Genomic DNA, 26,910 nt, shown 5'->3' with positions numbered 1-26,910 from the left:
CATGGAAAACAAGGTCAACGTGAGGATGGCAGACGGTTCGGAACGCAGCTGCGGTAGAGGGGAATCGGTCGCGACGATCGCGGAGGCGATCGGCCCCGTGCTTCGCAAGAATGCCGTGGCAGGCAAAGTGGACGGCAGGCTCGTGGATTTGGACTTTGCCGTGGAACATGACTGCGCGTTGGAGATCGTCACGCTCGAGAGCGAGGCGGGGCTGGAGTTGTACCGGCACAGCACGGCTCATCTGATGGCGCAGGCGATCAAGCGCTTGTACGGCGAAGAAGCGGTTCGGCTTGGCGTAGGCCCTGTCATCGAGGACGGATTCTACTACGACGTCGCGATCGCGGAGCCGCTGACGCCGGCCGACCTGCGCGCCATTGAGAAAACGATGGAAGCCATCGTCCGGGAAGACTTGCCTATCGTTCGCCGGGAAGTCAGCCGGGACGAAGCGTTGGCGATTTTCGCGGCGCGGGACGAGCGGCTGAAGCTGGAGCTGATACATGATTTGCCGGGAGATGCGGTTATTTTGGTTTACGAGCAGGGCGAATTCATCGACCTGTGCCGGGGACCGCATCTGCCCTCGACGGGGCGGATCAAGGCATTCAAGCTGCTGAGCGTCGCCGGCGCTTACTGGCGGGGAGATTCCGCGAATGCCGTGCTGCAGCGCATCTACGGAACGGCTTTCCTGAAGAAGTCGCAGCTGGAGCATCATCTCGAGCTGCTGGAGGAGGCGAAGAAGCGCGACCACCGCAAGCTCGGCAAGGAGCTCGAGCTGTTCATGTTCTCCGAGGAAGCGCCGGGCATGCCGTTCTTCCTGCCCAAAGGCATGCTCGTGCGCACGCTGCTGGAAGAGTTCTCCCGCGAGCAGAACCTGAAGCGCGGCTGCGAGGAGGTGCGCACGCCGCTCATGATGAATCGGCGGTTATGGGAGCAGTCGGGCCATTGGGATCATTACAAGGACAATATGTATTTCACGAAAGTGGATGAAACGGAATTCGCTCTCAAGCCAATGAATTGCCCCGGTCACATGCTCATCTTCAAGAACCGGCTGCGCTCTTACCGGGAGCTCCCGATTAGGATCGCGGAGTTCGGTCAGGTGCACCGGCACGAATTCTCCGGCGCGCTGAACGGGATGATGCGCGTGCGGTCGTTCTGCCAGGACGATGCGCATCTGTTCGTCCGGCCCGATCAGATCGAGGAGGAGATCGGGCGCGTTATCGCGCAGATCGACGAGATGTATGCGGTGTTCGGCTTCGCTTACCGGATCGAGCTGTCGACGAAACCGGACGACGCCATGGGGGCGCAAGAGCTGTGGGACCGCGCGGAGAGCTCGCTCGAGAAGGTGCTTCTGAGCCGCGGCGTTCACTATCGCGTCAATCCGGGGGACGGCGCGTTCTACGGGCCGAAGATCGATTTTCACATTCGCGACGCGATCGGACGGAGCTGGCAGTGCGCGACGGTGCAGCTGGATTTTCAAATGCCGGAGAAATTCGATTTGTCGTATGTCGGCGAGGACGGTCTGAAGCATCGTCCCGTCGTCATCCACCGGGCCGTGTACGGGTCCATCGACCGCTTCATTGGCATTCTGACGGAGCATTACGCAGGTGCTTTCCCTTTATGGCTAGCTCCTGTGCAGGCGAAGGTCATTCCGGTCTCGGACAAAGACGCGGATTACGCGCTGGAGGTCGTAGCCGCGCTAACGGAAGCCGGACTGCGTGCGGAGGCGGACCCGCGGCAGGAGAAGCTGGGCTACAAAATTCGCGAAGCGCAGCTGGAGAAGGTTCCTTATATGCTCATCATCGGCGAAGCGGAGCGGGCTGCAGGCACGCTGTCCGTCCGTAGACGCGGGGAGGGGGAAATCGGCTCCCTCTCCATGCAGGAATTGATCGCGAAGCTAAGCGGGGAAGCCGCCGCGCGCATCTGATTGCGCGGATTCCGTTTCTCCTTCGATTCCGGGCGAATCATGGCTCCGATTCTTGCCGAGCAAAGTCGTCAGCCGCTTATGCCGCCCCTCTTGACGGGATGGCAGGAGCAGCGCTAGGCTATTGCTGACAGCGTGGAGACGACATAAGAGGTACAATCCGACGATTGCCCAAGGAGGCTTCTCGCATGAGTACGCTTGATGATGTCAAAGAAGTAACGCTCCCGGAGCGCCGGTATATCGGAATGGCGATCACGTCGCCGTTCGCGGCGCATGATCCGAAGCGCGTCGAGCAGCTGCAGAAGCTGTTCCTCAGCCGCAGGTTCGAGATCAAAGGCATGCTGGACGCCGAGACCTATGTCTGTCCCTCCTTCGTATGCGAGCAGCTGTTTACTTATTTGTTCTGCATGGAGGTGAACCAGCTGTCCGTCGTTCCTGAAGGCATGATCGGCTTCGCGATTCCGGAGCAGCGGTATGCGACGGTGCGGGCGTCCGGAGCCGATCCGTACGACCTGCTGCATGCTTATCTGAAGGCGAAAGGGCAGCAAAACAACAAACGCGGCATGGCGCTTGAAGTGTATCGGGTGCATAAACCGATATGGCCGGACGAGGTCGACGTCTATATTCCTTTATTGTAAGTAACGGCTTCGCATTTCGAAATGGCTACGCATAACGAAATAGCTTTCCATAACGAAATAGCTTCGCATATCGAAATGGCTTCTATAACGAAATGGCTTCCCAAATCGAAATGGCTTCGCATAACGAAGTGGCTTCCCATAACGAAGTGGCTTCCCATAACGAAAAACAGACCTGCCCGAGGGCAGAATCTGTTTTTGTTAGGTTACAAAGGTTACGAGATGTCAGGTTCAGAAGAAGCCGCCGCGAAGAACGATTACGAGCAAGATATAAAGGACGAGAATTACGCCTGCGCCTGCCCAAAGTACTCCGCCGCCGCCGCAACCGATTCCTGCACCGCCTACACCATTCATGTATCCCACTGTACATACCTCCTGAGTGGTTAATTTGTGATGTTTCTTATCACATAGGTAATATATGAGCGCGGCACAAATTCGTTTGGACGTTTGTACGGGGTACAGCTATAATTACGCATTCGCCCAGCCGGCAGCCCTTTAGTCTCGCGGGCATGTCGGGGTGGGGGGACAACAGCCCGTACCATAATACCGCATTGGCGGCCTGGCGAATTGCCGAATGTTGCTGATGCGCGATTCGGCCTTCGTATGAACGCCGTTGCCGACAAGCACCATGGCGGAGCTGCTGACGGCGATGATCTCGACGGACCCGACGCTGATCCGCGGCTCGCGGTTGGTGGTCCGCATCTCGAGCGGGTCTTTCGCCGCTTCCGCCAGCCAAGGCGTAAGCGGAGGGATCGGCTGATTGAAAATATCGTAAGACTCGAAATAGACGTTCTGCGAGACGAGGTGGTCGGACTCCCGCTGAACGGCTATGCCTCTTATGAAGGCATTCACGTCCGCCCGGTCCCCGAACTGGGCGATGGATGCGGTGCCTATGCTTGTCAGATAGAAGCCTCCGACTTCCGATACGCGGACAGGGTAGTCCGAATCTTCGGCGTCAGGAAGCCGGTCAGCTCCCGGATTGCGCTTCATCGGGCGAGGTCCCTAACGCCGCTTCTAGTCAGCCGCTCCTCGGCCTCTTGCTCCAACGCGCCTTCTCCAAGGGCATCTTCGGCTCCCTCAGGCGCTTCCAACGGCGCGAAAGGACCGACGATAATCGATTCCGGCGGCGTGTCGAACATGGAGACGAGCGATATGGTCTGCGTGTCTCCGATTTGCAAAATCGAGGCGCTCGCAACGGCGGTCAATTGGATGCTGCCGACGGCAAGCACATGGTTCACGACATGAAGCTGCATCATCATTTCTCCTTTTTGTTCACAGTGTGCTTCGTCTATGAATCGTCTATGAAGGGCCAAGCAGGCGGCTGACGTAATTTCGCAATGCCGTATCGATGTCGCGCTTCGTCTTGCGGACGACTTCCTCCTGGAAATCCGGACCGGTTGGGTCAGTCGCGGCCTCGGCATGTTTATCGCGCGAGAGCGTCTGAATATAAAATTGGATGCGCTGGCTCATCTGCTTGCGAATATCCTCAATGACGAGCCTGCGGTGGTACGGGTCGAGCGCGATGCCGGTTTCGGCTTCAAGCTGCTGCAGCTGCTGCGGCGCGCTGGCATCCAAATAACAGTCGATGGCATGGCGGATTTCCGCGTAAGGCGGAGCGGGAGTGACTACGGGAGGGATGCCGAGCGACGAGGGCGTTGGAAACTGATGCGGCTCGTTGGTCGCTTGCGGATCCATTTCGGGTTCCTTGGACTTTACGGGCTCGTTCACGACAGCCGTGCCGAATGGATGTCCGCTCAGCCCGTTTCCGACAAGAACGCCGTTACTGCTGCCGTTTCCGAAAGCGTGACCGTTTCCGCTGCTTCCATTACCATTACCGCCGTTTCCGACTTGACCGCTGCCGTTGCTATTACTCTTGCCGTTACCGCCGTTTCCATTGTTATTTCCATTTCCGTTTCCATTACCGTTGCCGCTGCTGCCGCCAACCGGCATGACCAACTGGCCGATTTCCTTGATCTGCTCCTCGTTCGGCACCGACATCCCGATATTGAGCGTTCCCGAGAGCTTCTCCACTTTCAATTGATCGAAATGATACTGAATCGTATCCACGTGATAGTACGGTTTGTTCTCCAACGCTTCCATTCGTTCGTTCAAAGCGTCAAGCTGCCTGCACAACCGGTTGATAAGCGCCTGCTGATCGTTCACCTGGCACTGCAGCTGCTGCACGTATTGGTTGAGGCCCATGACCATTTGCCATGGAGATTGCGTCCTCTGGGGTTCGTTTTGCATTTGCAGTCACCTCCGGCGTTAATGCGGATTCGGCAGCGGCACGAAATTGATGGGATTCTCTTCTCCCAGCTGCGGCGCCGGTTCCGTGAATCCGCCTGAGTTGTACATCTGGGCGTTGGAAGCGATGGAACCCGCCGTCCCGACTTGCAGGACGGAGGAGTTCGCAACGCTGTCTACTCGAAGCTGATGAATCGTGATCGTCTGATGAACCGTGAGATTCATTACACGTTGACCCCGTTCGCGAGGTTGTTTTCCGTGTTGTCTTGAACGTCGGGATCATTCGTGTTCGTGGCGCTGACGGCGGTGTTGGAATTCGCCAGGCTGCCGGTCAGGAACGATCCGGAGCCCGCGTACGTTTTGGAAGAACTCGCCGGCGAAAGCTGGACCGAATCGCCGAATTGCACGATGGCGCTTGAGCCGACGCTGATGACTTTGACAAAGCCGACAATGGCAGGCATGCGCGTCACTCCTTCTTTGTTCTACAACGAGCAGATGTTACATCTTATGCGGCATTCGCCCAGAGGTGAATCCTCGCAAGGCGGCGGCTGTGACGGGAGGCTGGGCGCTCGCATATAGATGAAGCAGATGAATAGAGCGGAGGAATGGGAGATGGCTTTGAACTGGGAGGAATTGGAGCAGTGGATGGAGAATCAGCAGCTGCCCAAAGGCTTTGACGTGTTTCGTCAATCGGATTGGATCGAGAACTATGTCCGGGGCATGATGAACAAGGCGATCCCGGCTGCGTCCTCGGCGTTCCAGACGACGAACGCCAACGTCGCCGAGACGAAGAGGTTCGTGGTCGTGACGTATCCGATCGGAGAAGGCGCGGATCTGTCCGCGGTCCGTCTGCTGGCGAAGGAAGACCGACTCAAGCTGAGCGGGCTGCCCGGGGGAGGAGACGAGACGATCCGGCTGCCGAAGCTCGTGCTCCCGAGAACCTGCCAGGCCGAATACGATGGTGCCGTGCTGAAGATCAAGCTGCGCAAGCGTCCGCCGAGCAAACGGTCGCATATCGCCGTGATTCAAGGTCGATGACGGGGCATCGCCGTTCACGGAACTGTCACCAATTTGTCCGATCTTCCCAGTTCAGCCTGCTGGCTATCCGCGCGATCCTTGGCTTATAATGCAAGTATAGATCTTGCATAGGGAGTGTTTTCCGTGACGCTGGTGGATGTTAGCCAAATTTCCGCGACCCTGTTCGTGTTGGGCGCGATTTTTATTATGCTGGTCTTCGGCCTGCTGAGCTTCGGCATTTTGAGAATGTTTCAACTCCGATACCGCGCGGGCGTGTACAGCTTCATCGGCGCGGTCGTGAGCGGCGTCGTGTTCGGCGTTATTTTGAATACCTGGTACGTCTGACGCTCGAAGCGTCTTCATCATGGAAGAGGAGCTGTTTCTGCCGCCTGAATCTCGGGCTGCGGGGACAGCTTTTTTGTCATATGCGGACGATCTGGACGTTTATTTAAGGGCAGCAGCCCGTTCCGGACGGCAAAATAAATTTGTTTGTCCAAATCGGGGCAGCATGTTTAAAAATAGTCAATAATCCAAGTTGCCAGATCATAAGATGGAGTATAAGATAATGATATGAGAGAATATTCAGAACATTTCGTCAATGAATCAAGCGAAGGGAGGGATTGCCGATGAACAAAAGCCATGAAGTTGAGTATTGCAATTTGGAGCTGCGATTCGACCGCCGGCAAATCCAAAATCTCATTCGGGATTTGATCCAGGAAGGTTATTCGCTTTATTGGAGCGAAACAGAAGTTTATTTTCTCATCTCCGTTCGGAGCGGGCGCAAGCTGGTAAAGCTTCGTTTCCAACGGATGCGCAATCGCTACAAGATCGTCGGCGATTATTTGATCAAGGACGAGAAGTTGTCGGATTTGCTCGAGAAGCTCATTAACGATTCCCGCGGTCATGCAGTGGTCAAACGGTTCAAAGACAGACAGATCGTGATCGAAAGCATCATGTTTGGCGAAATCATACGTCTTGTGGAGGTGTCCGGCATGGAACATCGGATCATTTATCAGAAGAAACCTTTCGTCACTGTGGAAGAAGTGATTCAGGCGTTTCAGTCGAAGCGGGCCGAGGAACGGGCGTCCGTGCTCCGCTACGAGCTTGATTACGAATTGTCCGTCCTCCACGAAGCAATAACGGAAGGCCGCGAAACCGACATGGCGCAGTCCAAAGAGAGGCTGCAATCCCTAAGAACTGAGATGATACAGCTTGAACTTTGAAATACCCACGTTTGCAGATATGAAATAAGCCTCCGGTCGATTGCGAACCGGGGGTTTATTTTGTTATTGGACCGGGGTTCGACAATTTTCTGACCGACATGGTTTTCTTTGGAGAGTAAAAAGAGTAAAATAGGAGTATTGTATGCGTATAGAGCCTCTTGGCACGGCGCAATGCTTCAACACAATATCAGAGAAAAGGTGTGGAGAAAATCATGTCTAAGCAGCAAATCGGCGTTATCGGTCTTGCCGTCATGGGTAAGAACCTCGCGCTCAATATTGAAAGCAGAGGCTTTACGGTTTCCGTATTCAATCGTTCCCGGGAGAAAACGGACGACCTGATCAAGGAAGCAGCTGGCAAAAACCTGGTCGCTACATACACGATTGAAGAGTTCGTGCAATCCTTGGAAGTTCCCCGCAAAATCCTGATCATGGTTCAGGCTGGCGCAGGTACGGACGCGACGATCGACTCGCTCGTTCCGCTGCTTGACCAAGGCGATATCATCATCGACGGCGGCAACGCCTACTTCCCGGATACGGTTCGCCGCAGCAAAGACCTGGAAGGACGCGGCATCCGCTTCATCGGCACCGGCGTTTCCGGCGGCGAAGAAGGCGCGCTTAAAGGCCCATCCATCATGCCTGGCGGTCAAGAATCCGCATACAAGCTGGTTGAGCCTATCCTGACGGCGATCTCCGCGAAAGTCGGCGGCGATCCTTGCTGCACGTATATCGGACCGGACGGCGCGGGCCACTACGTCAAAATGGTTCATAACGGCATCGAGTACGGCGACATGCAGCTGATCTGCGAAGCTTACGACCTGTTGAACCGCGTGCTTGGCGTCAGCACGGAAGAGCTTCAATCCATCTTCACCGAGTGGAACAAAGGCGAGCTCGACAGCTATCTGATCGAAATCACGGCCGATATTTTCTCCAAATACGATCCGGAAACGAACAAGCCGATGGTCGACGTGATCCTCGACTCCGCGGGCCAGAAGGGGACCGGCAAATGGACGAGCCAAAGCGCGCTGGATCTCGGCGTTCCGCTCTCGATCATTACGGAATCCGTATTCTCCCGTTTCTTGTCGGCCCTCAAGCAAGAACGCGTCGAAGCAAGCAAGCTGCTGAAAGGACCGCAAACGGCTCCTTTCCAAGGCGACAAAGCCGCCTTCATCGAAGCCGTTCGCAAAGCGCTGTTCGCGAGCAAAATCTGCTCCTACGCGCAAGGCTTCGCTCAAATGCGCGCAGCATCCGACGAGTACGGCTGGAACCTTCGCTACGGCGACATCGCGATGATTTTCCGCGGCGGCTGCATCATCCGTGCGGGCTTCCTGCAAAACATCAAGGACGCTTACGACCGCGACGCGAACCTGAGCAACCTGCTGCTTGACGAATACTTCAAAGAAATCGTGGAATCGTACCAAGGCGCTTGGCGCGAAGTCATCGCAACGGCCGTGACGCAAGGCATTCCGGTTCCGGCATTCTCGAGCGCGCTGTCCTATTACGACAGCTACCGCACGGAGCGCCTTCCGGCGAACCTGCTGCAAGCGCAGCGCGACTACTTCGGCGCCCACACGTTCAAACGCGTGGACAAAGAAGGATCGTTCCACTTCAATTGGATTCAATCGTAAGACCCGAGATAACCTCCTGCAAGCATTGGCGCAGCCGGTCTGCTTCGTGACTGCAGCCGCCGCGCTGCTTCAGCAACAGGAGGGAAGCTTCGGCAAAGCTTTGAAATTTGCTTAATAAGAGTGGCTGAGGGAGACCGACCAAGTCGGGTGCTCCGTCAGCCATTTTCTTTTTCACGAATGCGAGCGTCCAGACCACGTCTTCGCGTGACAGCGGATGGTCGGGATTGTTGATGCGGTTGATTCGGTAACGGGCGGAGAAGGGCTCAGGCAATGAAGCCATGAAAGTCACTCCTTTTTTCAATGTAAGCACCAGTACTAACAACTCTACGGTAGAATCAAGTTTTTTATACCCGAGTATGTCTAAAAATGCTATAATCATGGAACATGTTTATCGAGTTAAGACAACAAGAAAGGGGATTGTCATGAGCGACGATCAGCCGCTGCAGCATGTTGTATTGATCGGTTTCATGGGCACAGGCAAGTCGACGGTCAGCAAACAGCTCGCGGTCCGTTTGGGCTGCTCGGCCTGCGACGTGGATGCCGAAATCGTGAAGCGCGAAAGCGAAGAGATTGCTTCCATCTTCGCCAATCGGGGCGAGGATGCGTTCCGGGCCGCAGAGACGGCGGCGCTGGACGCCGTGCTGGGTGCGCGGGATAAGCTTGTTATTGCGACCGGAGGCGGCGCCGTATTGTCTTCCGTTAACCGCGAGCTGATGCTCCGGAACGGATTTGTCGTCGCGCTTACGGCACATCCGGAGCAAGTGATCTCGCGTGTCAGCCAAGACCCTGACCGTCCTCTTCTTCAAGGGGGCATCCGGGAACGCGTCTATAAGCTGCTGGAAGACCGGAAGCACGCGTATGATTTTGCCCATCTAACCATCGATACGACGGATCTCACCGTCGACGAGATCGTGAATCGCATCGCAGAAGCTACTACCCGCAACAGCCAACATTCCAATTCATAAAGGGGATCTACGCAAACCATGGACGTTCTAGTTACTCCTACTCCCAAATTGCAAGGCGAGCTTCAAGCGCTTTCCTCCAAAAACTATACGACGCGTTACCTGCTGGTCGCGGCGCTTGCGGAAGGCACCAGCACGATCTACTATCCGGCCCACAGCGAAGACAGCGATGCCATGCGCCGCTGCATTCGGGACCTCGGCGCGGTTATCGAGGAAGACGACGAGCAAATAACGATTACGGGCTTCGGCGCGCATCCGCGCGACGTGAAGGAGCTTGACGTCGGCAACGCCGGCGCCGTTCTGCGTTTTCTGATGGCGATCGCGGCCTTGGCGCCGGACGTCACGTTCATCAACCGTTATCCGGATTCGCTCGGCAAACGCCCGCATGACGATCTGATCGATGCTTTGGGCCAAATCGGCGTGGACGTCCAGCATAACGGCGGCAAGCTGCCGATCACGATTCGCGGCGGCAGCGCGGTCAAAGGCGGGAAAATCCAAGTGTCCGGCAATGTCAGCTCCCAATTCCTCAGCGCGTTATTATTCCTTACGCCGCTGCTGCAGGAAGACAGCGAGATTGAAGTGCTGCATGATTTGAAGTCCAAAGTCGTCGTCGGCCAAACGCTGGAAGTGCTGGAGCAAGCGGGTATCGTCATCGAGGCCAGCGAAGACCTGATGCGCTACCGCGTGAAGGGCGGACAGAAATACGCAGCGAAGGAATACATCGTGCAAGGCGACTACCCGGGCTCCGCCGCCGTGCTGGCGGCCGCCGCCGTTACGCAATCGGACGTGAAGCTGCACCGCTTGATGGAGAACAGCAAGCAGGGCGAACGCGCGATCGTCGACGTGCTTCGCATGATGGAAGTGCCTCTGACGCATGACAACGGCGTTGTTCACGTACAAGGCAACGGCAAGCTCAAGGCGCTGGAATTCGATGGCGACAAAGCGACCGATGCCGTGCTTGCCATGGTTGCCGCAGCCGTGTTCGCCGAAGGCACCTCGCGCTTCTATGACGTCGAGAACCTGCGCTTCAAGGAATGCGACCGCATCACGGATTATCTGAACGAGCTGCGCAAAGCGGGCGCGAACGTAGAAGAGCGCCGCAGCGAAATCATCGTGCACGGTCGTCCCGAAGGCGTAGAAGGCGGCGTGGAAATCAATGCCCATTACGATCACCGCGTCATCATGGCGCTGACGGTCGTCGGTCTTCGCGCGAAAGCGCCGATTCGCATCCGCGACGCGCACCACGTGGCGAAATCGTATCCGATTTTCTTCGACCACATGAAGGCGCTCGGCGCAAACGTAGAATGGGTTGAATCCAACGAAGGCACGCTAACTAACGGACACTAACGATATGCAATAAGCGGGACATTATCGCAGGCGGAAAGGATGGATATGGAATGGCATTCTCAAATCCTTCTCGGGATGAAATCAAGCGCATTTTAGAATCGGCGGACACGATTGCGGTCGTCGGCTTGTCCGATAACCCGGATCGCACTTCGCATATGGTCTCGGAGGCGATGCAGGCGAAGGGGTACCGGATCGTTCCCGTCAATCCGAACGCGGAGACGATTCTTGGGGAGAAAAGCTATCCTTCCTTGTCGGACATCCCGTTCCCCGTGGATATCGTCAACGTATTCAGGCGCAGCGAGCATACGCCGCCAATCGCCGAGGAAGCCGCGGCGATCGGAGCCAAAGTGCTGTGGCTCCAGCTTGGCGTCATAAGCGAGGAAGCGGCCGCCATTGCAGAGCAGGCCGGGGTGCAGGCCATCATGGACCGCTGCATCAAGGTCGAGGATTCCATTCTGCTGCCGCACGGCAAATCCAAATCCTAACGGACATAAAAAAACAAGTTCTCTCTAACAATAATGGAGGCTTTAAGGGGCTGAAGCGTCCAAGCAGCATGCTCCTTGGCTAATCCGCGTTATTCTAGGAGGACATTACACCAATGAACCAATTCGGGCAGCAGGGCTTTAACGGAAATCAAGCTTCGTTCGGAACCAAGCCGTCGTACGGGATGAATCAAGCTCAAGGGCAGCAGAACAGCTATAAGCCTTCAGGCTACGTACAATCCCACTATCAAGGCATTTCGAGACAAGGCGGCAATTCCGCACAGTCCAATTCGGGTCCTGTCATCTCCCAGTTCGGTTATTCGGCTAACAATGCCTATCAGTCCAAGTCGTCCTCCCAGCATTCGCACGCTGGCGCTAGTACTTCTTATACGTCGCATGCTTCTTCGCAGCCGGTCATTTCCCATTATGGGGGCTATCAGGCACAGAACGCCCAGCAGCGACAGCATCAACAGCAGCAGCCTTCTTCCTATCAAGCTTCGACGCATTACATGCAGTCGTCGCAGCCGGTTCTTAACCATGTGGGCGATACGAGCGGACAGGACGCGCTGCGAGGCCGCGGCAACGCTGGGATGAGCGCCGGCATCGGATCTGCGGGTATGCAGAATCATAGCCATCAATACGGCGCTACCCAATATACGAGCCATTCCGGCAACAATCCGGTCCTGCAAAGCACCGGTTACTCGAACCAAGGTCCGGTCGTTTCCCGTCATGGCTTCGCCTCGAGCGGGCAGTCATCGATGGGATTCAACAGTCAGCAGCGCTTCTAGGTACGGCATAGGGGCCGATCATAATCGGCGGACGGCGGACGAAGAGTCCGCCGTTTTCTTTTGACAACGGAGGGGGAAACCCTTACGATCAAGACAAGCGCTTCGCGTTGGCAGGACTTGCAATTTCAGTACGATCGAAAGGAGGAATGTTATGAACATCATGGGCCACCTGCAGCAGCTAGGGCGCTCGCTTATGCTGCCGACAATCGTGCTGCCTGCGGCCGCGATTTTTCTATGTCTTAGCGGGTTGCCTTGGGATTCGTTCGGCATGCCGAGCATTCATACGCATCTGCTGACAGCTGGCGAAACGCTCTTTACGTTCCTTCCTTATTTGTTTGCTTTCGGCGTCGCGATGGGCATGACCAGCAACTCAGGGACGGCCGGCCTGGCGGCGATCGCGGGGATGTTTATTTATACCGGCATCATTAATGCCAGCCACTACGAGCTGGAGCCAACGGTTTTCACGGGGGTCATTATCGGTATCGTTACCAGCGTGCTGAATGAGAAATTCAAATCGATCAAGCTCCCTGAATATATACAGTTCTTCGGCGGTCCGCGGTTCGTGCCGCTCATTGTGAGCGTATTCTCGACCTTGTGGGCGATCCTGATGGTACAGATTGCGCCAAGCATACATAGTGCCTTGATGGATCTCGGCGATATCGTCAACTCTGGCGGCGGCTTCGGCGTGTTCCTTTTCGGCTTCGTACTGCGAATTTTGGTCGTGTTTGGCCTGCATCATTTGGTCAGCCATGTTTTTTGGTTCCAGGTCGGCGGCTATCAAGTGCCAGGGGGCCATATGGTATTCGGCGATTTACCGCGATTTTTCGCTGGCGATCCAAGTGCCGGCGCGTTCATGGCAGGCTTATATCCGACGATGATGTTTGCCCTTCCGGCTATAGCATTCGCGATTATTCATGAAGCGCGCGAGGATTTGAAGCCGACGATCCGCAAAACCTTCATGACGGCCGCATTGGCTTCTTTCCTGACAGGCGTGACGGAACCGATCGAATTTGCGTTTCTTTTCGTAGCCCCGTATTTGTTCGTCGTCCATGCGCTGCTTTCCGGACTTATGATGTGGATCACGTACGAGCTGGGCATACGAACCGGCTTCTCTTTCTCCGCCGGCGCCATCGACTTCCTGATCAATGAGCATCTGGCTACCCGTGGCTGGCTGATTATTCCGATTGGCATTCTCTTCGGACTCATCTATTACGTCATGTTCCGCTGGGCGATACGGCGGTTCCGCATTCCGACGCCGGGTCGCGAGGAAGGTTCGCAGCTGGATGAATGGGCAGGCGACATTCCTTACCGGGCACCGCTTATCCTTCAGGCGATCGGCGGCAAGGAAAACATCATTCAGATGGAAGCCTGCATTACCCGGCTTCGCCTGAAGGTCGGCAGCGACAAGCTGATCGATAATAATGCGCTTAAGCATCTCGGCGCGGCCGGCGTTATCCGTCTGGGCGGCGGCAACGTTCAGATCGTATTCGGCACCTATTCCGAGCTCATCCGGGAGGAAATGAACAAGGCGATCCGCCGGGACATCTCCAGGGTGCTCTTCTGCTCGCCGGTCCAAGGCCGGATGATGCCGCTCAGCGAAGTGCCCGATCCGATCTTCGCGGGCAAGCTCGTCGGCGACGGCGTCGCGTTCATGCCGGAGAAGGGGGAGCTCGTATCTCCCGTTCTGGGCAAAGTCATTCACGTCTATCCCTCGATGCATGCGATCGGCATTCGAACGCCCGATGGGCTTGAAGTGCTGCTTCACATCGGCATCGATACGTCGCAATTGAAAGGCCAGGGCTTCTCCGCCGTCGTGAAGGAAGGCGACCAAGTCAAGCCGGGCCAGCTGCTGATCACCTTCGATATGCAGAAAATCCGTAAAGGAAGCAAATCGCTTGCGACGCCGATGGTCATCACGAATTCGGACCGGGTCAGCTCCTGGAGCTTCGCGCCGTTCAAAAGCGTGAGACGGGGCCAGGCTTCCGTCATGTCGGTCGTTCTAAAAGAGAGAAGCGGTGGAGGGGAAACAGCGTGATTCAAGGTATTGGAGCATCAACGGGTATCGCGATCGGCAAGGCTTTCGTACTTCCGAATTGGGAATGGGACTTGCCCGAGCAGAAAATCGACGTGGGCGACCTGGCCCGCGAGTTCGAACGGTTATATGAAGGGATTCGTACGTCCAAGGTCGAGATCGAGCAAATGAAAGACGATCTCCGCGAAGTGGTCGGTCCGGAAGAAAGCTTTATCTTCGACGCGCATCTGGCCATCCTCGACGATCCGGTCTTCATGAACGAGATTCAGGGCATTATTCAGCGTCAATATAAAGCAGCGGAAGTGGCCGTCAAAGAAGCGATCGACCATTTTGTCACCATGTTCGATTTGCTGGACGACGAGTATATGAAGGAGCGCGCGCTCGATATCAAGGATGTCGGCAATCGGCTGCTCAAGCATTTGCTCGGCGCGCCCGAAATTACGCTGCCTTCCGATACGCAGCCGTTCATTCTGATCGCGAAGGAACTGTCGCCTTCGCAGCTTGCGCATCTGAATCCGAATCACGTGCTGGGCATCGCGACGCTGGCCGGAAGCATGACTTCGCATTCCTCCATTATGGCGAGGGCGCTCGGCGTGCCGCTCGTCGTCGGCATCGAGCCTAAGCTGGAGGAACCGATTCAGACTGGCGATATGCTGATTATCGACGGCGGTCTCGGCATCGTTCATATCGAACCCGAGCAGTCGCTCGTCGATTATTATACAGGCAAGCAGATCCTGCAGCGGGAGAAGAAGCAGCAGCTGAAGGGCATTATCAGCTTCAAGCCGGTCACGCAGGACGGCAAGGAAATGGAGCTGAGCGCGAACATCAGCTCGCTGAAGGAATTGGACGTGGCCTTATCCAGCGGCGCGAACGGCGTCGGCTTGTTCCGAACAGAGTTCCTGTACATGGACCGAAGCCGGCTGCCTCGGGAAGAGGAGCAGTTCGAGGTCTACCGCAACGTTGCGGAGAAGCTGGGTCAGAAGCCGCTCATCATCCGGACGCTGGACATTGGCGGCGATAAGCAGCTGGATTATTTCGAGCTGCCGGAAGAAGATAACCCTTTCCTGGGCTATCGGGCGATTCGGATCTGCTTGGACAAAACCGATTTGTTCAAGACGCAGCTTCGGGCAATTCTGAGGGCAGGTCATTACGGCAACGTGAAGATCATGTATCCGCTGATCTCTTCTGTCGAAGAAGTACGGGCGGCGAACAAGCTGCTGCAGGAATGCAAAGACGAGCTGCGGGCAGAAGGCGTTCCGCATGCGGAAGACATGAAGGCCGGGATCATGATCGAGCTGCCCGCAGCCGTGCTTATCGCGGATATGCTGGCGGAGGAAGTCGATTTCTTCAGTATCGGCACGAATGATTTGATTCAATTCACGCTGGCGGTCGATCGGATGAACGAACAGATCTCGCATCTGTATGAGCCGTATCACCCTTCCGTGCTGCGCATGATTAAGCTGACGGTCGAGGCCGCAAGGCGACAAGGCATCCATGTCGGGGTGTGCGGAGAAATGGCGGGGGATCTCAAGGCGCTTCCGATCTGGCTCGCGCTCGATATCGATGAACTGAGCATGTCCTCGCATTCGCTTCTCCCGGTCAAGGAGAGACTGTTGTCCCTTCGGCAGCAGGAGAGCCGCGAGTTGTTCGAACGGCTTCTGCGCTGCAAGACGAGCGCGGAAATTCATGAGATCGTGAAGCTGAAGGCAGTGGAAGAGTCGCAGACGGAAGCGTATCCCGATATGTTCAGAAGCTAGATGAAGCTGAAATGAAATCGACCATAGCTAACGAAACGAGGGGGCAAACGAATAGTCTGCCCCCTTGTTTATGTCTGCCTTCCTTATTTGCGGGCTAGCGCATCGACGAACGCTTTGGCATAGGGCGGCAGATCCGGCGGACGTCGTGCCGAAATCAAGTTGCCGTCGACGACGACCGGCTCGTCGAACCATTCCGCGCCGGCATTCTCCATGTCATCGCGGATACCGGGCGTGGAGGTCACTTTGCGGCCGTTCAAGATTTTGGCGGATACGAGCACCCAGCCGGCATGGCAGATTTGACCGATCGGCTTGCCGGCCGCATCCATTTCCTTCACGAGCTGCAGCACCTTCGGATAGCGGCGGATTTTGTCCGGCGCCCAACCTCCGGGCACGAGCAGACCGTCGATTTTGGCGCTGTCCACCTCTTCATAGGCGAGGTCGGCCGTTGCCGGTACGCCGTATTTCCCGATATGCGTCTTTCCTTTCACAGGACCGGCGAACAGCACGGTCGCGCCTTCTTCGCGGACGCGATAGACCGGATACCATAATTCGAGATCCTCGAATTCATCGTCTAGCAGGCAAATAATCGTTTTATTATTCAGCGACAAGTCTATTCCTCCTCTGCCATTTTCGATTCCAAGCTCGTCACTATTTTAAACGAAGGTGATTCCATGAAGCAAACTGTTAGACGTTCAGCCGCAATTCTCCCTGCAGCGGCCATCATGCTGGCGATTTTCTGGCTGTCCTCGCGAACGAGCGATGAACTGGATTCCGTGCTGCCTTGGTTTCAAGAACTTTTCCCCTCCATGGCGAGCTTCGATTGGGGGCATTTTATCGCCTATTTCGTCCTCGGGCTCGCTTATGCCTACGGCTTTGGCAGACATGCCGAACGCCTTTCGGTGAAAGTGCTAATCATCGGGTTATGTCTCGTATACGGATTGACGGACGAGTATCATCAGTCCTTCGTTGACGGTCGCACGCCGGATAGCGCTGACCTGCTGCACGACGGCATCGGCGCCGCGCTGGGCATGCTCCTATTGTCCTTCCCGCCTGTCGTCAAACAGTGGCGAAGACTGGCTGTTTAATCCGTTAGATGCAAAAATTACAACCTTCGCGGAAGAAGGACTTTACCGCAAAAAGTCGAATACCTTTATCGTCATGCTACGCCTAGGAAAAAACGCTTACATAAGCGCTCCGAGGCTGTGCTGCTTTTATGAGAAGGAGTGGACCATTTTGCAAAAGCGCTGTTCTTGCGGCGATCTCATGCCAATGAAGCTGCGTACCGTCATTTATTCCAATAAGGTTGAAATTGATAACGTTCCGATTTACTCATGCCCTTCCTGCAACCGCAGCGAGGTGTTTCCTGAAGTGAAGCCGGACTTGACGGGACTGATCGGCCGACTGGGGGCACAGCCCGCCAAACAAACGTTTCTGTTTAACGAATGGAACGAATGGGCAAAGCTGTTAGTAGAGGCGTATCACGATCATAAACATTCCGATCCCGCAATCGTAAGACGGCTGACCGAGGAACGGATCGACATGCTTCTTGATCTGTTGGCCGTTGCGCAGTCATCCGGCGATGAGGATTGGATGGCTGACATACATAAGCGGCTGGCTCAATTGAGCAGGAGCATGCTGCAGTACGGATAACAAAGGGAGTGGCGAAGATGGAGATGCCTGTTCCAATGACGACCGCAGCAGATTGGGAAGCCGCCTATGTCGAATCCTTTCGACGTCCCGTGTTGATATTCAAGCATAGCACCGAATGCTCGATCAGCAGCGGCGCGAGCGACGAGCTGTCCAATTGGCTGGAAGACGCGGCATCGCTGTCGCTAACGCCCGTCATGGTGCTCGTGCTGGAGAATCGGAGCATCGCGATGGCGATCGCCGAACAATTAAACCTTAAGCACGAATCCCCTCAGCTGATTCTGGTAGATGGTGGAAAAGTGTCGTGGCATGCTTCACACTGGCAGATTACCTACTCAACATTAGACGAGCATCTCGGCACGCATTGCGAAAAGCAACATTTTGTCGTATGATTAACGATAAAGTGTTACGGGGCGAGAGAAAAATTTGAACTAATGGAGAGTAGGACTGTGACGGTAACCATTTATGATGTAGCAAGAGAAGCAGGCGTGTCCATGGCAACGGTGTCACGGGTCGTCAACAACAATCCGAATGTAAAGCCTCAAACGCGCAAGAAAGTGTTCGAAGCCATCGAGCGACTCGGCTATCGTCCGAATGCGGTTGCACGCGGTTTGGCGAGCAAGAAGACGACTACGGTAGGCGTCGTGATTCCCGACATTTCCAATGCGATCTTCGCGGAAGTGGCGCGCGGCATCGAAGATATCGCCAATATGTATCACTACAATATTATTTTGTGCAACGCCGATAAGAAGAAAGATAAAGAGATTCGCGTCATCAATACGCTGCTGGAGAAGCAAGTCGACGGACTGCTGTTTATGGGCGGCGCCGTAACGGACGAGCATCTGCAGGCGTTCAAGACGGCCAATGTGCCGATCGTTCTTTGCGCGACGACCGACGAGAACGGAACGATTCCTTCGGTCGACATCGATCATGAAGCGGCAGCATTCGAAGCCGTGCAAACGCTGATCAAGAACGGGCACCGTTCGATCGCGATGATCGGCGGCACGCTTCAAGATCCGGCGAACGGCTATGCTCGTTTCCAAGGGTACAAGCGTGCGCTGGAAGAAGCGGGAATCGTCTATGACGAGAACATGGTTCGCATCGGAAACTACCGCTACGAATCCGGAGCGGATGCGATGAAATATTTCCTCGATCTGCCTACGCGTCCTACCGCGGTATTCTCCGCAACGGATGAGATGGCTATTGGGGCGATCCACAGCATCCAAGACGCGGGCTTGAAGGTTCCGGATGACATCTCGGTCATCAGCGTTGACAACAGCCGCATGGCGTCGATGGTTAGACCTCAGCTGACTGCGGTAGCACAACCGATGTACGACATCGGAGCGGTCTCGATGCGTCTGCTGACGAAGCTCATGAAGAAAGAAACGGTCGATAATCCGAAAGTGATTCTGCCGTACGAAATCGTAACCCGTCAATCGGTAGGGAGCATCTAATGACAGCGTATGGAAAGATCGGCATCATTGGCGCGATGGTTGAAGAAATCGATTTGCTTCACAAGACTGTCGCGAAGACAGGATCTTTCGTGAAAGCAGGCATTGAATATACGGAAGGCACGCTGCACGGCCGTCAAGTCGTGTTCTGCAAATCCGGCGTCGGCAAAGTCAATGCCGCCGTTTGCACGCAGCTGCTTATCGATGCAGGCGTCGAGTGCGTCCTGTTCACCGGCGTTGCGGGTGCGGTCGCGCCAAGCTTGAATATCGGCGACATCGTCATCTCGACGTCCTGTCTGCAGCATGACTTTGACGTTACGCCGCTCGGATTTGCCCGCGGTCAAATTCCTTATCAGGATGTATGGGAATTTCAAGCCGCTCCGGATCTCGTGGAGCTTGCAAGTTCGGCAAGCGAGCGATTATTCCCGGCGCGCAGCCTGAAGGGGAAAGTGCTCTCCGGCGACCAATTCATCGCTTCGCGCGATGCGGTCAGCGAGATGTACGAAGAGCTTGGCGGCGCCTGCACCGAGATGGAAGGGGCTTCGCTCGCGCAGGTATGCGTCATGAACGGCGTTCCTTTCGTCGTCATTCGTTCCATGTCGGATAAAGCGGACGGTTCGGCGCATGTCAACTTTGCGGATTTCACGGTACAAGCTTCCGTCAATTCGCATGCGATCATCGAAGAGATGATCAAACAGATGTAACCCATAGCTTCGATATCGTTATAAAATAAGGCAGCTCGCATTCTTCCTGTACGGAAGAGCGAAGCTGCCTTTTTTGTTTAGAGCTGCTGGAGAACGATAGAGGTGATCTCCTTGTTGCGGGCTTCAATTTCCTGCCGCCGGGGCATCGGCTCCCAGCCGGTCAGATCATCCAGCCAGTCCGTCGGAAGCGTGCGTTCGGCAATCGGCAGCCAATGGCGCTGCCAGGATTGCGGTAGCGGCTCGTTTGCGGCGCTGTCGCTTAATCGATCGGCCAGAGGGTGCTCGGTCATCGCAAGCCATACCAACGCCCAGGCGCGCGGCACGACCTGCCAAATGTCGTATCCGCCGCCTCCGAGAGCAATCCAGCGGCCATCCGTATGCGTACGTGCGAGCTCGCGGATAATTAGCGGCATGGTTTGATAAATGCGCATGCTGCAATGGATATGCGAAAGCGGGTCGAAGGCATGGGCATCGCAGCCATGCTGGCTGATGATGACATCCGGCTTGAATACGTCAGCTGCCCGTTCAATCGTCAACCGGAAGCTCTCCAGCCAGGAATCATCTTCTGTATAGGGCTCGAGCGGCAGATTAATGGCCATGCCGAATCCGGCATCCATGCCGCGCTCCGAAACGAAGCCGGTCCCCGGGAACAAATATTTGCCGGTCTCATGAATGGAATAGGTGCATACGTCCGGATCGGCATAAAAGGTCCACTGAACGCCGTCGCCGTGATGGACGTCCGTATCAATATACAGCACGCGGGCGCCATATTGTTTGCGGATGTGCGCGATGGCGATGGCGGCGTCGTTATAGACGCAGAAGCCTGACCCGCGGTCGGGAAAAGCATGATGCAGGCCGCCGGCCATATGATACGCATGTTCAGCTCGGCCGCTCATGACGATGTCTGCCGCAAGCACAGAACCGCCTACGATGGCGGCTGCGGCTTCGTTCATGCCGGGAAAGTACGGCGTGTCCTCCGTACCGAGGCCGTAGATGTCCGCCCTGGCAACGGCAGACGGAGCGGGATTAGGGACGCTGAGACTGCGAACGGCTTCGATATAATCCGAACGATGGACAAGCTGCAGCATGTCGTCGCTAGCAGGGCCAGCTTGGACGATTTGATCGGGCTCGAGCGCACCTGCAGCCTCCAGCAAATGCCGGGCAAGCGTCAGGCGAATCGGATTGAAGGGATGCTCCTGATTGAATTTATAACGTTCCGCATCTGGAGAATGGATATAAACGGCTTTGGCCGCCATGCTGTTCAACTTCCTTTCTGCGAGTGCTGTCACGTGTAAGCAAGCTAATACATGAACCGCTGCCTGAAACGAACGCGGTCGAATTGCTGAATCGAGTTAAGCGGGACTTCTCTGCCGATGCGCACCATGAGACAATTTGCGGGATGCGCGCAAATCTCGGGATCATCCGTCGCAAACCATACCATGCCGGCTTCTTTCATCAGCTGCTCCATCATGGCGCGGTAGTCCCACACGCTAAGGCCGGTGCCTTCGAGATCCCAGTGCCAATAATATTCCGTTGTATAAACAATGACGTTCTCCAGCTGTTCGTTCTTGAATGCGAGCTGAATCAAACGTTTGGCCAGGCCCAAACCGCGATAAGCATCAGCAACTTCAACGGCGCCCAGTTCGATCAAATCCTCCATGTTTCCTTCGGACCATGTTTCGAGCTCATCGGGGTAATGGAAGGTTACATAACCGACAATGGTATCGCCATCCCTGGCTGCGATTATCCGGCCTTCCGGCAGCTCGGCAATTTCGATCAGCGCTTTATGTTGTTCAATCGGCCGGCGGAACGCATCCAGCTGGTCATGCAGCCTCAAGCCTTTCAGCCGATCTGCTTCCACAGGGCCTTCGATCATGATATCCCGTTCCTGATAGCGGACGATCTCCGTATGCGGCAGTTTGCGATGTTCCAATGAATCGGGCTCCTTTCGCATGCTATCCTACTTATATCAAAAAAATCTTAGCATGAAAAGCATGGCCTGAAGAACGACAGACATGATATAATATGAAAGCGTATTCGGGCAGGGCTCGAAGAGAGAAGAGAGTATGGTTTTACTATGGGCAGGAGGATGATGAACAATGAGTAACACGCATCAAGAACGGATTCCGGTGACGGCATCCGGCTCCAACATGGCAAGCTACGATGAAACGTATGCGGATTTTTCGTTTGAGCAGCTCGAGAAGCATTTTTCCTGGCATGAAACGGGCAAAGTAAACATGGCTTACGAAGCAATCGACCGTCATGTCGAAGCTGGACGAGGCGGCAAAATTGCTCTCTACTATAGCGATAATGCACGCGATGAGTCGTATACGTTCGAGGATCTCTCCCTGCAGTCGAACCGATTCGCCAACGTGCTGCGCGGATTGGGTATCGGCAAAGGTGAACGCGTTTTCATTTTCATGCCGCGTACGCCGGAGCTTTACTTCAGCCTGCTCGGTTCATTGAAAGTCGGCGCTGTCGTCGGACCGCTCTTCGAGGCATTCATGGAAACGGCTGTTAGAGACCGACTGCAGGACAGCAGCGCGGCAGCGATCATTACGACGCCTGCCTTGTTATCGCGCATTCCGAGAAATGAGCTTCCGGATCTCCGGCATATCATCGTCGTCGGTGACGATGTACAAGCAGGAGAGGGCATCGTCGATTTCAAAGCCGAAATGGCAGCGGCGAGCGATGCAGCGGATATCGAGTGGCTGGACAAGGAAGACGGTCTGCTCATCCATTATACGTCCGGCTCGACTGGCAAACCCAAAGGCATCTTCCATGTACAAAATGCGATGATTCAACATTACTTCACTGGCCGCGTCGTGCTCGATTTGCAGCCGGACGATATTTATTGGTGCACGGCCGATCCGGGCTGGGTCACCGGCACTTCCTACGGTATTTTCGCTCCATGGCTGAATGGCGCTACGAACGTGATCCGCGGAGGACGCTTCAGCCCGCAGGATTGGTATAAGACGATTGAACGTTACGGCGTTACCGTATGGTACAGCGCGCCTACGGCATTCCGCATGCTCATGGGAGCGGGCGACGAGGTCGTCGGGCAATTCAACCTGTCCAGCCTGCGTCATGTCCTGAGCGTCGGCGAACCGCTGAATCCGGAAGTCGTGCGTTGGGGACTGAAAGTCTATAACCAGCGCATTCACGATACGTGGTGGATGACGGAGACCGGTGCTCAGCTCATCTGCAACTACCCGAGCATGGAGATCAAACCAGGCTCCATGGGCAAGCCGATTCCGGGCGTACAGGCCGCAATTATCGATGACGGCGGCAATGAGCTGCCTCCTTACCGGATGGGCAACCTGGCGATCCGTACGCCATGGCCGTCCATGATGCGCAAGGTATGGAACAATCCTGCGAAGTACGAAGAGTACTTCCGGATTCCGGGATGGTATATCTCCGGCGACTCCGCGTATCGCGACGAAGACGGGTACTTCTGGTTCCAAGGCCGAATTGATGACGTCATCAACACGGCAGGGGAGCGCGTAGGACCGTTCGAGGTGGAGAGCAAGCTGGTCGAGCATCCGGCCGTTGCGGAAGCCGGCGTAATCGGCAAACCGGATCCGATGCGCGGCGAGATCATCAAAGCGTTTGTGGCGCTTCGCGAAGGCTTCACGCCGACGGATGAACTGAAGGCCGATATTACGAAATTCGTAAAAGAAGGCCTCTCCGCGCACGCAGCGCCGCGAGAAATCGAATTTAAAGACAAACTGCCGAAGACGCGCAGCGGCAAGATCATGCGGCGCGTTCTGAAGGCATGGGAGCTCAACTTGCCGACAGGCGACTTGTCCACCATTGAAGATTAAGCTTGAACGTAATTAGAACTAGCTGCAAAACAAAGAACCTTCCAGCGCTTGATGCGCTGGAAGGTTCTTTGTTTGTTTTGTTATTGAATGCCGACAGGCGTGGAAGCTGAAGATTCCCCGGCTTCATTGACGGCGGTTACTTGGAAGTAGCCGCTCGTCAGAGGAGATACGTACTCGAATCTCGCTTCACCGGTGTTGCCGATTTTGTTGTACCTGCCATTGCTGCTCGTGCTGTAGTAAACATTGTAGCTGGTGACTTGCTCGGACGAGGCATTATCGGGCCAAGTCAGCTTAATGCCGATATCCGTGGTCGAGACCGTTACGTTCATCGGAGCTGACGGGCTCGCGAGGCCGTCATTCGTTCCCGTTGAATTGCCGTTATCCTCTGGAATGCCGGTATCCGTATTGATGGAGCCGGCGTTCCCGCCGTTCGACCCCGTACCATTGCCTTTGATAGTATAGTTGCCGCCAGGCGAGACGAGAAGGCTTGGCGCCGATTCTTTGCCAGCTACATCCACGGCTGTTACATAGTACGCGTAGATGCCTTGGTTGCCGATGTAGCTGACGAACTTGGTATCCTGTCCGGTCAGAATAGGGCTGCCCGCATTCGTGAAAGGTCCGTCATTGACGGCACGGTACAGCCTGTAGCCGACGACATCCTTCTCCGGAGATGCTTTAAACGAAATCCGGTACTTGGTCGACGTTACCGTCTCCAGCGTCACGTTCGAAGGCGGGCTCGGTATATTGCCGTCTTCAACGCGCGGATCGACGATAGATGGGGCATCCTTGCCGGCGTCGGCAGGCAGATAGACGCTCATCGGCCTGCGGCTGTCTGCCGGCAGCTTCGCCTGCGCGGCTTCGATTTCCTGCATCAGTACGTCGAGCGGCTTCTCGCGCTTCACGACGATCTGTTCGCTGATCATGTCCGAAGGCGTGGATGGCTGCGGAATGTAGTTCACGCCGTTGTATGAAATCACGGCCATCTTGACGAGCGCATCATCTGGCTCTTTCGGCAGGAATTTCGAATTGAACCAATCCGTTACCAGCTTGCCGCCGCTGCGCGTCAGGTCCGTCGGCAATTTGCCGCTGACGCTGGACACCGTCGACTTGACGATGCCGGATGGCATCGTAAACGATTTTGTCGGGAACAGCTCCGGACGCTCCGTCGTCACTTCGTTCATGATATCTGACCAAATGATGCGCGCACGTTCGCGCTCCGGTTTGGAGAGTGTGTATTTCTGCTTTTCGTAGCCGACCCATACGCCTAGCGTAATGTCGGGGGAGAAGCCCATGAACCAAACATCTCCGTAGCTTTGGGTCGAGCCTGTTTTGCCGACAACCGGAATTTTGCCGTAATTTTTAAAGTAAGTCGCAACTTTATGGCCGGATCCGGCTGGTTCGGAAATGACCGTCCGCAGCATGTCCGTCATCAAGAATGCGGTCTGCTCCGAGAAGACGCGAAGCGGTTTGGCTTCATGCTGATAGACGACTTTGCCGTCGGCATCCGTGATCCGACTGATCATATAGGCGTCATTGAACGTGCCGTTATCGGCAATCGCGCCGTAAGCGTTCGTCAATTCCTCGACGGATACCCCGATGCTAAGACCGCCGATGACGCCGGTTTGCGCCGAATCGTCACTCGGCTGAAGCGTCGTAATGCCGAGCTTTCTGGCGAATTTCCATGCTTCCGGAATGGTGACGATGTTATTGAAAATTTTGAGCGCCGGAATGTTCAACGAACGATTCAGCGCATCCCTCGCGGTCACGAGCCCGTTGAACTTGTTCGTCACGTTCATCGGGATATGATAGCCCTTCTGGCCGTCCTTCATGACGATCGGCGAATCGTCGATGATGCTCGCAGGTTGTATCAGCCCTTTATCGATGGCGGGCAAATAAGCGGCGATCGGCTTCATCGTAGAGCCTGGCTGACGCGTCATCTGCGTGGCGTGGTTCAATTGCTCCGTATAGAAGTCGCGGCCTTCCAGCATGCCGAGAATCGCGCCGGTCTTGTGGTCGAGCATGATCGCGCCGGTTTGCTCCAAGCCTTTCTCCTTGCTGTCGCCTCCGAAGTTGTTCGGGTCCGAGCCGACCTTGTGCATCGAGTTATAGACTTTCTTGTCGATCGTCGTGTAGATGTGATAACCGCCGCGCAGCAGATGCTGCCTTGCTTCTTCGAGCAGCGGAGCGTTTTCCTTCTTCTTGACGTCCTCGGGCGTCAGATTCGGGTTCTCTTGCAGGAGCAGGAGCTCTGCCGCTTGACGTTCCGATTCCAGCATCAGGAACGGGAACGTGGAGTAGGCTTTTTCCGTCGGTTTCGCAAGCGAGCCTTCGACGTCGAAGCTAAGCGCTTCGTCATACTGCTCTTGGCTGATGCGCGTCGTATCCAGCATGCGCTTCAATACCAAGCGCTGACGGTCCATCGCGAGCTTGAAGCCGGTCGGATTGAACTTGCCTTTGCTCGTGAATGCCGTGTACGCCGAAGGACGCTGCGGCAAACCGGCCAAATAGGCGGATTGCGCGATGTTCAGCTGGTTCAGGTCCGTAATGTTGAAAATGCCCTTCGCAGCAGCCTTGATGCCGTACAAATTGTAGCCGCTGTTGCCTGTGCCGAATTGCACTTTGTTCAAATAAGCGGTTAGAATTTCATCCTTGGTCATGAACCGCTCAAGCCGCAGCGAGAGGAAAATTTCTTTCGCCTTCCGGCTGTCCGTCTTGTCCAGCGTCAGGAAAACCTGCCGGACGAGCTGCTGGGTGAGCGTGCTGCCGCCGGTCTGCGTATCTTCGTTCAGCAATTTTTGTTTGACCGCACGGGCGAGCGCGTTGAAATCAACCCCGATATGCTTGTAGAAGTTGTTGTCTTCCGTGGCGAGAACGGCGTTGACGACCTGCGGCGGAATGTCTTCCCGCTTGATCAGGCGCCGGTCTTCTTCCGTTCGCAGCTGGCCGACGGGGGTTTGTCCGTCATTGAAGTATACGAAGCCAGTGATGGCGTTTTCTTGAATTTTGGCTTCGATTTCCGCTCTGGCGCGTACGGGCTCGTCCTTCACGAATGATGCCACGTAACCGGCTGCTGCGGCTCCTGCGAATAATCCGAATAATATACCGAAAATAAAGAGCCATTTAAACGTTACGAACGTTACGATACCAAAAGTTCGCCATTTGCTGTATCCTTTCGGCTTCTTTTGATGGTCTTGATCCATAAAGTGATTAGCCTCCTCCGATTAACAGCATTATTATAGCATAAATCGCCAATT

29 protein-coding genes are annotated in these 26,910 nt (G+C 55.4%); 18 read left to right on the top strand and 11 right to left on the bottom strand.

Annotated elements, in window-relative coordinates; genetic code table 11:
• The first annotated feature begins 1 nt into the window (after position 1).
• Entirely contained in the window at positions 2-1,921 is a 1,920-nt protein-coding gene (gene thrS, locus AC0YNU_RS02880) for a threonine--tRNA ligase (RefSeq protein WP_475752918.1), read from the top strand.
• A gap of 185 nt (positions 1,922-2,106) precedes the next feature.
• Complete coding sequence (locus tag AC0YNU_RS02875; protein WP_475752916.1) at positions 2,107-2,556, top strand: GyrI-like domain-containing protein; 450 nt, start codon at positions 2,107-2,109, stop codon at positions 2,554-2,556.
• A 228-nt stretch (positions 2,557-2,784) separates the two neighbouring features.
• Here AC0YNU_RS02875 and AC0YNU_RS02870 read toward each other — a convergent pair whose 3' ends face one another.
• The 6 genes from AC0YNU_RS02870 to AC0YNU_RS02845 form a co-directional block, all read right to left on the bottom strand.
• Positions 2,785-2,907 carry a YjcZ family sporulation protein gene (locus AC0YNU_RS02870; protein WP_475753943.1) on the bottom strand — a complete coding sequence of 41 codons (123 nt, stop codon included), beginning with the start codon at positions 2,905-2,907 and terminating at the stop codon, positions 2,785-2,787.
• Between the two features lie 141 nt (positions 2,908-3,048).
• Positions 3,049-3,543 (bottom strand): spore germination protein GerPE, encoded by a 495-nt coding sequence (locus AC0YNU_RS02865; RefSeq protein WP_475752914.1) that lies wholly within the window; start codon positions 3,541-3,543, stop codon positions 3,049-3,051.
• Positions 3,540-3,806: a hypothetical protein gene (locus AC0YNU_RS02860; RefSeq protein WP_475752912.1), complete on the bottom strand. Its 267-nt coding sequence runs from the start codon at positions 3,804-3,806 to the stop codon at positions 3,540-3,542. The genes AC0YNU_RS02865 and AC0YNU_RS02860 overlap by 4 nt, the downstream gene beginning before the upstream one ends.
• Positions 3,807-3,852: 46 nt before the next feature.
• A complete protein-coding gene (gene gerPC, locus AC0YNU_RS02855) occupies positions 3,853-4,800 on the bottom strand; it encodes a spore germination protein GerPC (RefSeq protein ID WP_475752909.1) in 948 nt (315 codons plus the stop codon).
• Between the two features lie 18 nt (positions 4,801-4,818).
• Positions 4,819-5,022: a spore germination protein GerPB gene (locus AC0YNU_RS02850; RefSeq protein ID WP_475752907.1), complete on the bottom strand. Its 204-nt coding sequence runs from the start codon at positions 5,020-5,022 to the stop codon at positions 4,819-4,821.
• Positions 5,022-5,258: a spore germination protein gene (locus AC0YNU_RS02845; protein ID WP_475752905.1), complete on the bottom strand. Its 237-nt coding sequence runs from the start codon at positions 5,256-5,258 to the stop codon at positions 5,022-5,024. Before AC0YNU_RS02845 ends, AC0YNU_RS02850 begins: the two co-directional genes overlap by 1 nt.
• A 151-nt stretch (positions 5,259-5,409) precedes the next feature.
• Here AC0YNU_RS02845 and AC0YNU_RS02840 point away from each other — a divergent pair, with 151 nt between their 5' ends.
• The 4 genes from AC0YNU_RS02840 to gndA all read left to right on the top strand — a co-directional run bounded on the left by AC0YNU_RS02840 (position 5,410) and on the right by gndA (position 8,662).
• Entirely contained in the window at positions 5,410-5,835 is a 426-nt protein-coding gene (locus AC0YNU_RS02840) for an Hsp20/alpha crystallin family protein (RefSeq protein ID WP_475752902.1), read from the top strand.
• A gap of 123 nt (positions 5,836-5,958) precedes the next feature.
• Positions 5,959-6,159 carry a hypothetical protein gene (locus tag AC0YNU_RS02835; protein WP_475752897.1) on the top strand — a complete coding sequence of 67 codons (201 nt, stop codon included), beginning with the start codon at positions 5,959-5,961 and terminating at the stop codon, positions 6,157-6,159.
• Between the two features lie 281 nt (positions 6,160-6,440).
• Positions 6,441-7,037: a hypothetical protein gene (locus tag AC0YNU_RS02830; protein WP_161700804.1), complete on the top strand. Its 597-nt coding sequence runs from the start codon at positions 6,441-6,443 to the stop codon at positions 7,035-7,037.
• Between the two features lie 212 nt (positions 7,038-7,249).
• Entirely contained in the window at positions 7,250-8,662 is a 1,413-nt protein-coding gene (gene gndA / locus AC0YNU_RS02825) for an NADP-dependent phosphogluconate dehydrogenase (protein ID WP_475752894.1), read from the top strand.
• Here gndA and AC0YNU_RS02820 read toward each other — a convergent pair.
• Complete coding sequence (locus tag AC0YNU_RS02820) at positions 8,643-8,942, bottom strand: hypothetical protein (protein ID WP_475752892.1); 300 nt, start codon at positions 8,940-8,942, stop codon at positions 8,643-8,645. The two genes, gndA and AC0YNU_RS02820, sit on opposite strands and share 20 nt — an antisense overlap.
• Positions 8,943-9,084: 142 nt before the next feature.
• Between AC0YNU_RS02820 and AC0YNU_RS02815 the strand changes: the two genes are divergently transcribed.
• The 6 genes from AC0YNU_RS02815 to ptsP all read left to right on the top strand — a co-directional run bounded on the left by AC0YNU_RS02815 (position 9,085) and on the right by ptsP (position 16,030).
• A complete protein-coding gene (locus AC0YNU_RS02815) occupies positions 9,085-9,627 on the top strand; it encodes a shikimate kinase (RefSeq protein WP_475752890.1) in 543 nt (180 codons plus the stop codon).
• Positions 9,628-9,645: 18 nt separating this feature from the next.
• Entirely contained in the window at positions 9,646-10,971 is a 1,326-nt protein-coding gene (gene aroA, locus AC0YNU_RS02810; protein WP_475752888.1) for a 3-phosphoshikimate 1-carboxyvinyltransferase, read from the top strand.
• 50 nt (positions 10,972-11,021) lie between these two features.
• Entirely contained in the window at positions 11,022-11,456 is a 435-nt protein-coding gene (locus tag AC0YNU_RS02805) for a CoA-binding protein (RefSeq protein ID WP_475752886.1), read from the top strand.
• Positions 11,457-11,569: 113 nt separating this feature from the next.
• The gene (locus AC0YNU_RS02800; protein ID WP_475752884.1) at positions 11,570-12,241 is read left to right on the top strand and encodes a hypothetical protein; all 672 of its coding nucleotides are present in this window, start codon (positions 11,570-11,572) and stop codon (positions 12,239-12,241) included.
• 151 nt (positions 12,242-12,392) lie between these two features.
• The gene (locus AC0YNU_RS02795) at positions 12,393-14,276 is read left to right on the top strand and encodes a glucose PTS transporter subunit IIA (RefSeq protein WP_475752882.1); all 1,884 of its coding nucleotides are present in this window, start codon (positions 12,393-12,395) and stop codon (positions 14,274-14,276) included.
• Positions 14,273-16,030, top strand: coding sequence for a phosphoenolpyruvate--protein phosphotransferase (gene ptsP / locus AC0YNU_RS02790; RefSeq protein WP_475752880.1), 1,758 nt, complete (start codon positions 14,273-14,275; stop codon positions 16,028-16,030). Before AC0YNU_RS02795 ends, ptsP begins: the two co-directional genes overlap by 4 nt.
• 83 nt (positions 16,031-16,113) lie before the next feature.
• On the opposite strand, the gene AC0YNU_RS02785 is transcribed toward ptsP, so the two are convergent.
• The gene (locus tag AC0YNU_RS02785; RefSeq protein ID WP_475752878.1) at positions 16,114-16,638 is read right to left on the bottom strand and encodes a type 1 glutamine amidotransferase domain-containing protein; all 525 of its coding nucleotides are present in this window, start codon (positions 16,636-16,638) and stop codon (positions 16,114-16,116) included.
• A 63-nt stretch (positions 16,639-16,701) separates the two neighbouring features.
• Between AC0YNU_RS02785 and AC0YNU_RS02780 the strand changes: the two genes are divergently transcribed.
• The 5 genes from AC0YNU_RS02780 (at position 16,702) to AC0YNU_RS02760 (ending at position 19,832) form a co-directional block, all read left to right on the top strand.
• A complete protein-coding gene (locus tag AC0YNU_RS02780; RefSeq protein ID WP_475752876.1) occupies positions 16,702-17,115 on the top strand; it encodes a VanZ family protein in 414 nt (137 codons plus the stop codon).
• Positions 17,116-17,299: 184 nt separating this feature from the next.
• On the top strand, positions 17,300-17,680 hold the full coding sequence (locus AC0YNU_RS02775; RefSeq protein WP_475752874.1) for a hypothetical protein: 381 nt from the start codon (positions 17,300-17,302) through the stop codon (positions 17,678-17,680).
• Positions 17,681-17,715: 35 nt separating this feature from the next.
• Entirely contained in the window at positions 17,716-18,069 is a 354-nt protein-coding gene (ytxJ, locus tag AC0YNU_RS02770) for a bacillithiol system redox-active protein YtxJ (protein ID WP_475752872.1), read from the top strand.
• Between the two features lie 57 nt (positions 18,070-18,126).
• A complete protein-coding gene (ccpA, locus tag AC0YNU_RS02765) occupies positions 18,127-19,131 on the top strand; it encodes a catabolite control protein A (protein ID WP_475752869.1) in 1,005 nt (334 codons plus the stop codon).
• Positions 19,131-19,832 (top strand): 5'-methylthioadenosine/adenosylhomocysteine nucleosidase, encoded by a 702-nt coding sequence (locus AC0YNU_RS02760; protein ID WP_475752867.1) that lies wholly within the window; start codon positions 19,131-19,133, stop codon positions 19,830-19,832. Before ccpA ends, AC0YNU_RS02760 begins: the two co-directional genes overlap by 1 nt.
• Before the next feature lie 77 nt (positions 19,833-19,909).
• On the opposite strand, the gene AC0YNU_RS02755 is transcribed toward AC0YNU_RS02760, so the two are convergent.
• Positions 19,910-21,088 carry an acetoin utilization protein AcuC gene (locus AC0YNU_RS02755; RefSeq protein WP_475752865.1) on the bottom strand — a complete coding sequence of 393 codons (1,179 nt, stop codon included), beginning with the start codon at positions 21,086-21,088 and terminating at the stop codon, positions 19,910-19,912.
• A gap of 44 nt (positions 21,089-21,132) precedes the next feature.
• The gene (locus tag AC0YNU_RS02750; protein ID WP_475752861.1) at positions 21,133-21,765 is read right to left on the bottom strand and encodes a GNAT family N-acetyltransferase; all 633 of its coding nucleotides are present in this window, start codon (positions 21,763-21,765) and stop codon (positions 21,133-21,135) included.
• A gap of 166 nt (positions 21,766-21,931) precedes the next feature.
• On the opposite strand from AC0YNU_RS02750, the gene acsA reads away from it, so the two are divergent.
• Complete coding sequence (gene acsA / locus AC0YNU_RS02745) at positions 21,932-23,656, top strand: acetate--CoA ligase (protein WP_475752859.1); 1,725 nt, start codon at positions 21,932-21,934, stop codon at positions 23,654-23,656.
• 80 nt (positions 23,657-23,736) lie between these two features.
• Here the strand turns inward: acsA and AC0YNU_RS02740 are convergent, their stop codons facing one another.
• On the bottom strand, positions 23,737-26,856 hold the full coding sequence (locus tag AC0YNU_RS02740) for a transglycosylase domain-containing protein (protein WP_475752857.1): 3,120 nt from the start codon (positions 26,854-26,856) through the stop codon (positions 23,737-23,739).
• Positions 26,857-26,910 lie beyond the last annotated feature (54 nt).

This window comes from Paenibacillus sp. J31P316, from assembly GCF_056269105.1.
This window is presented reverse-complemented; position numbering and strand designations above follow the sequence as displayed.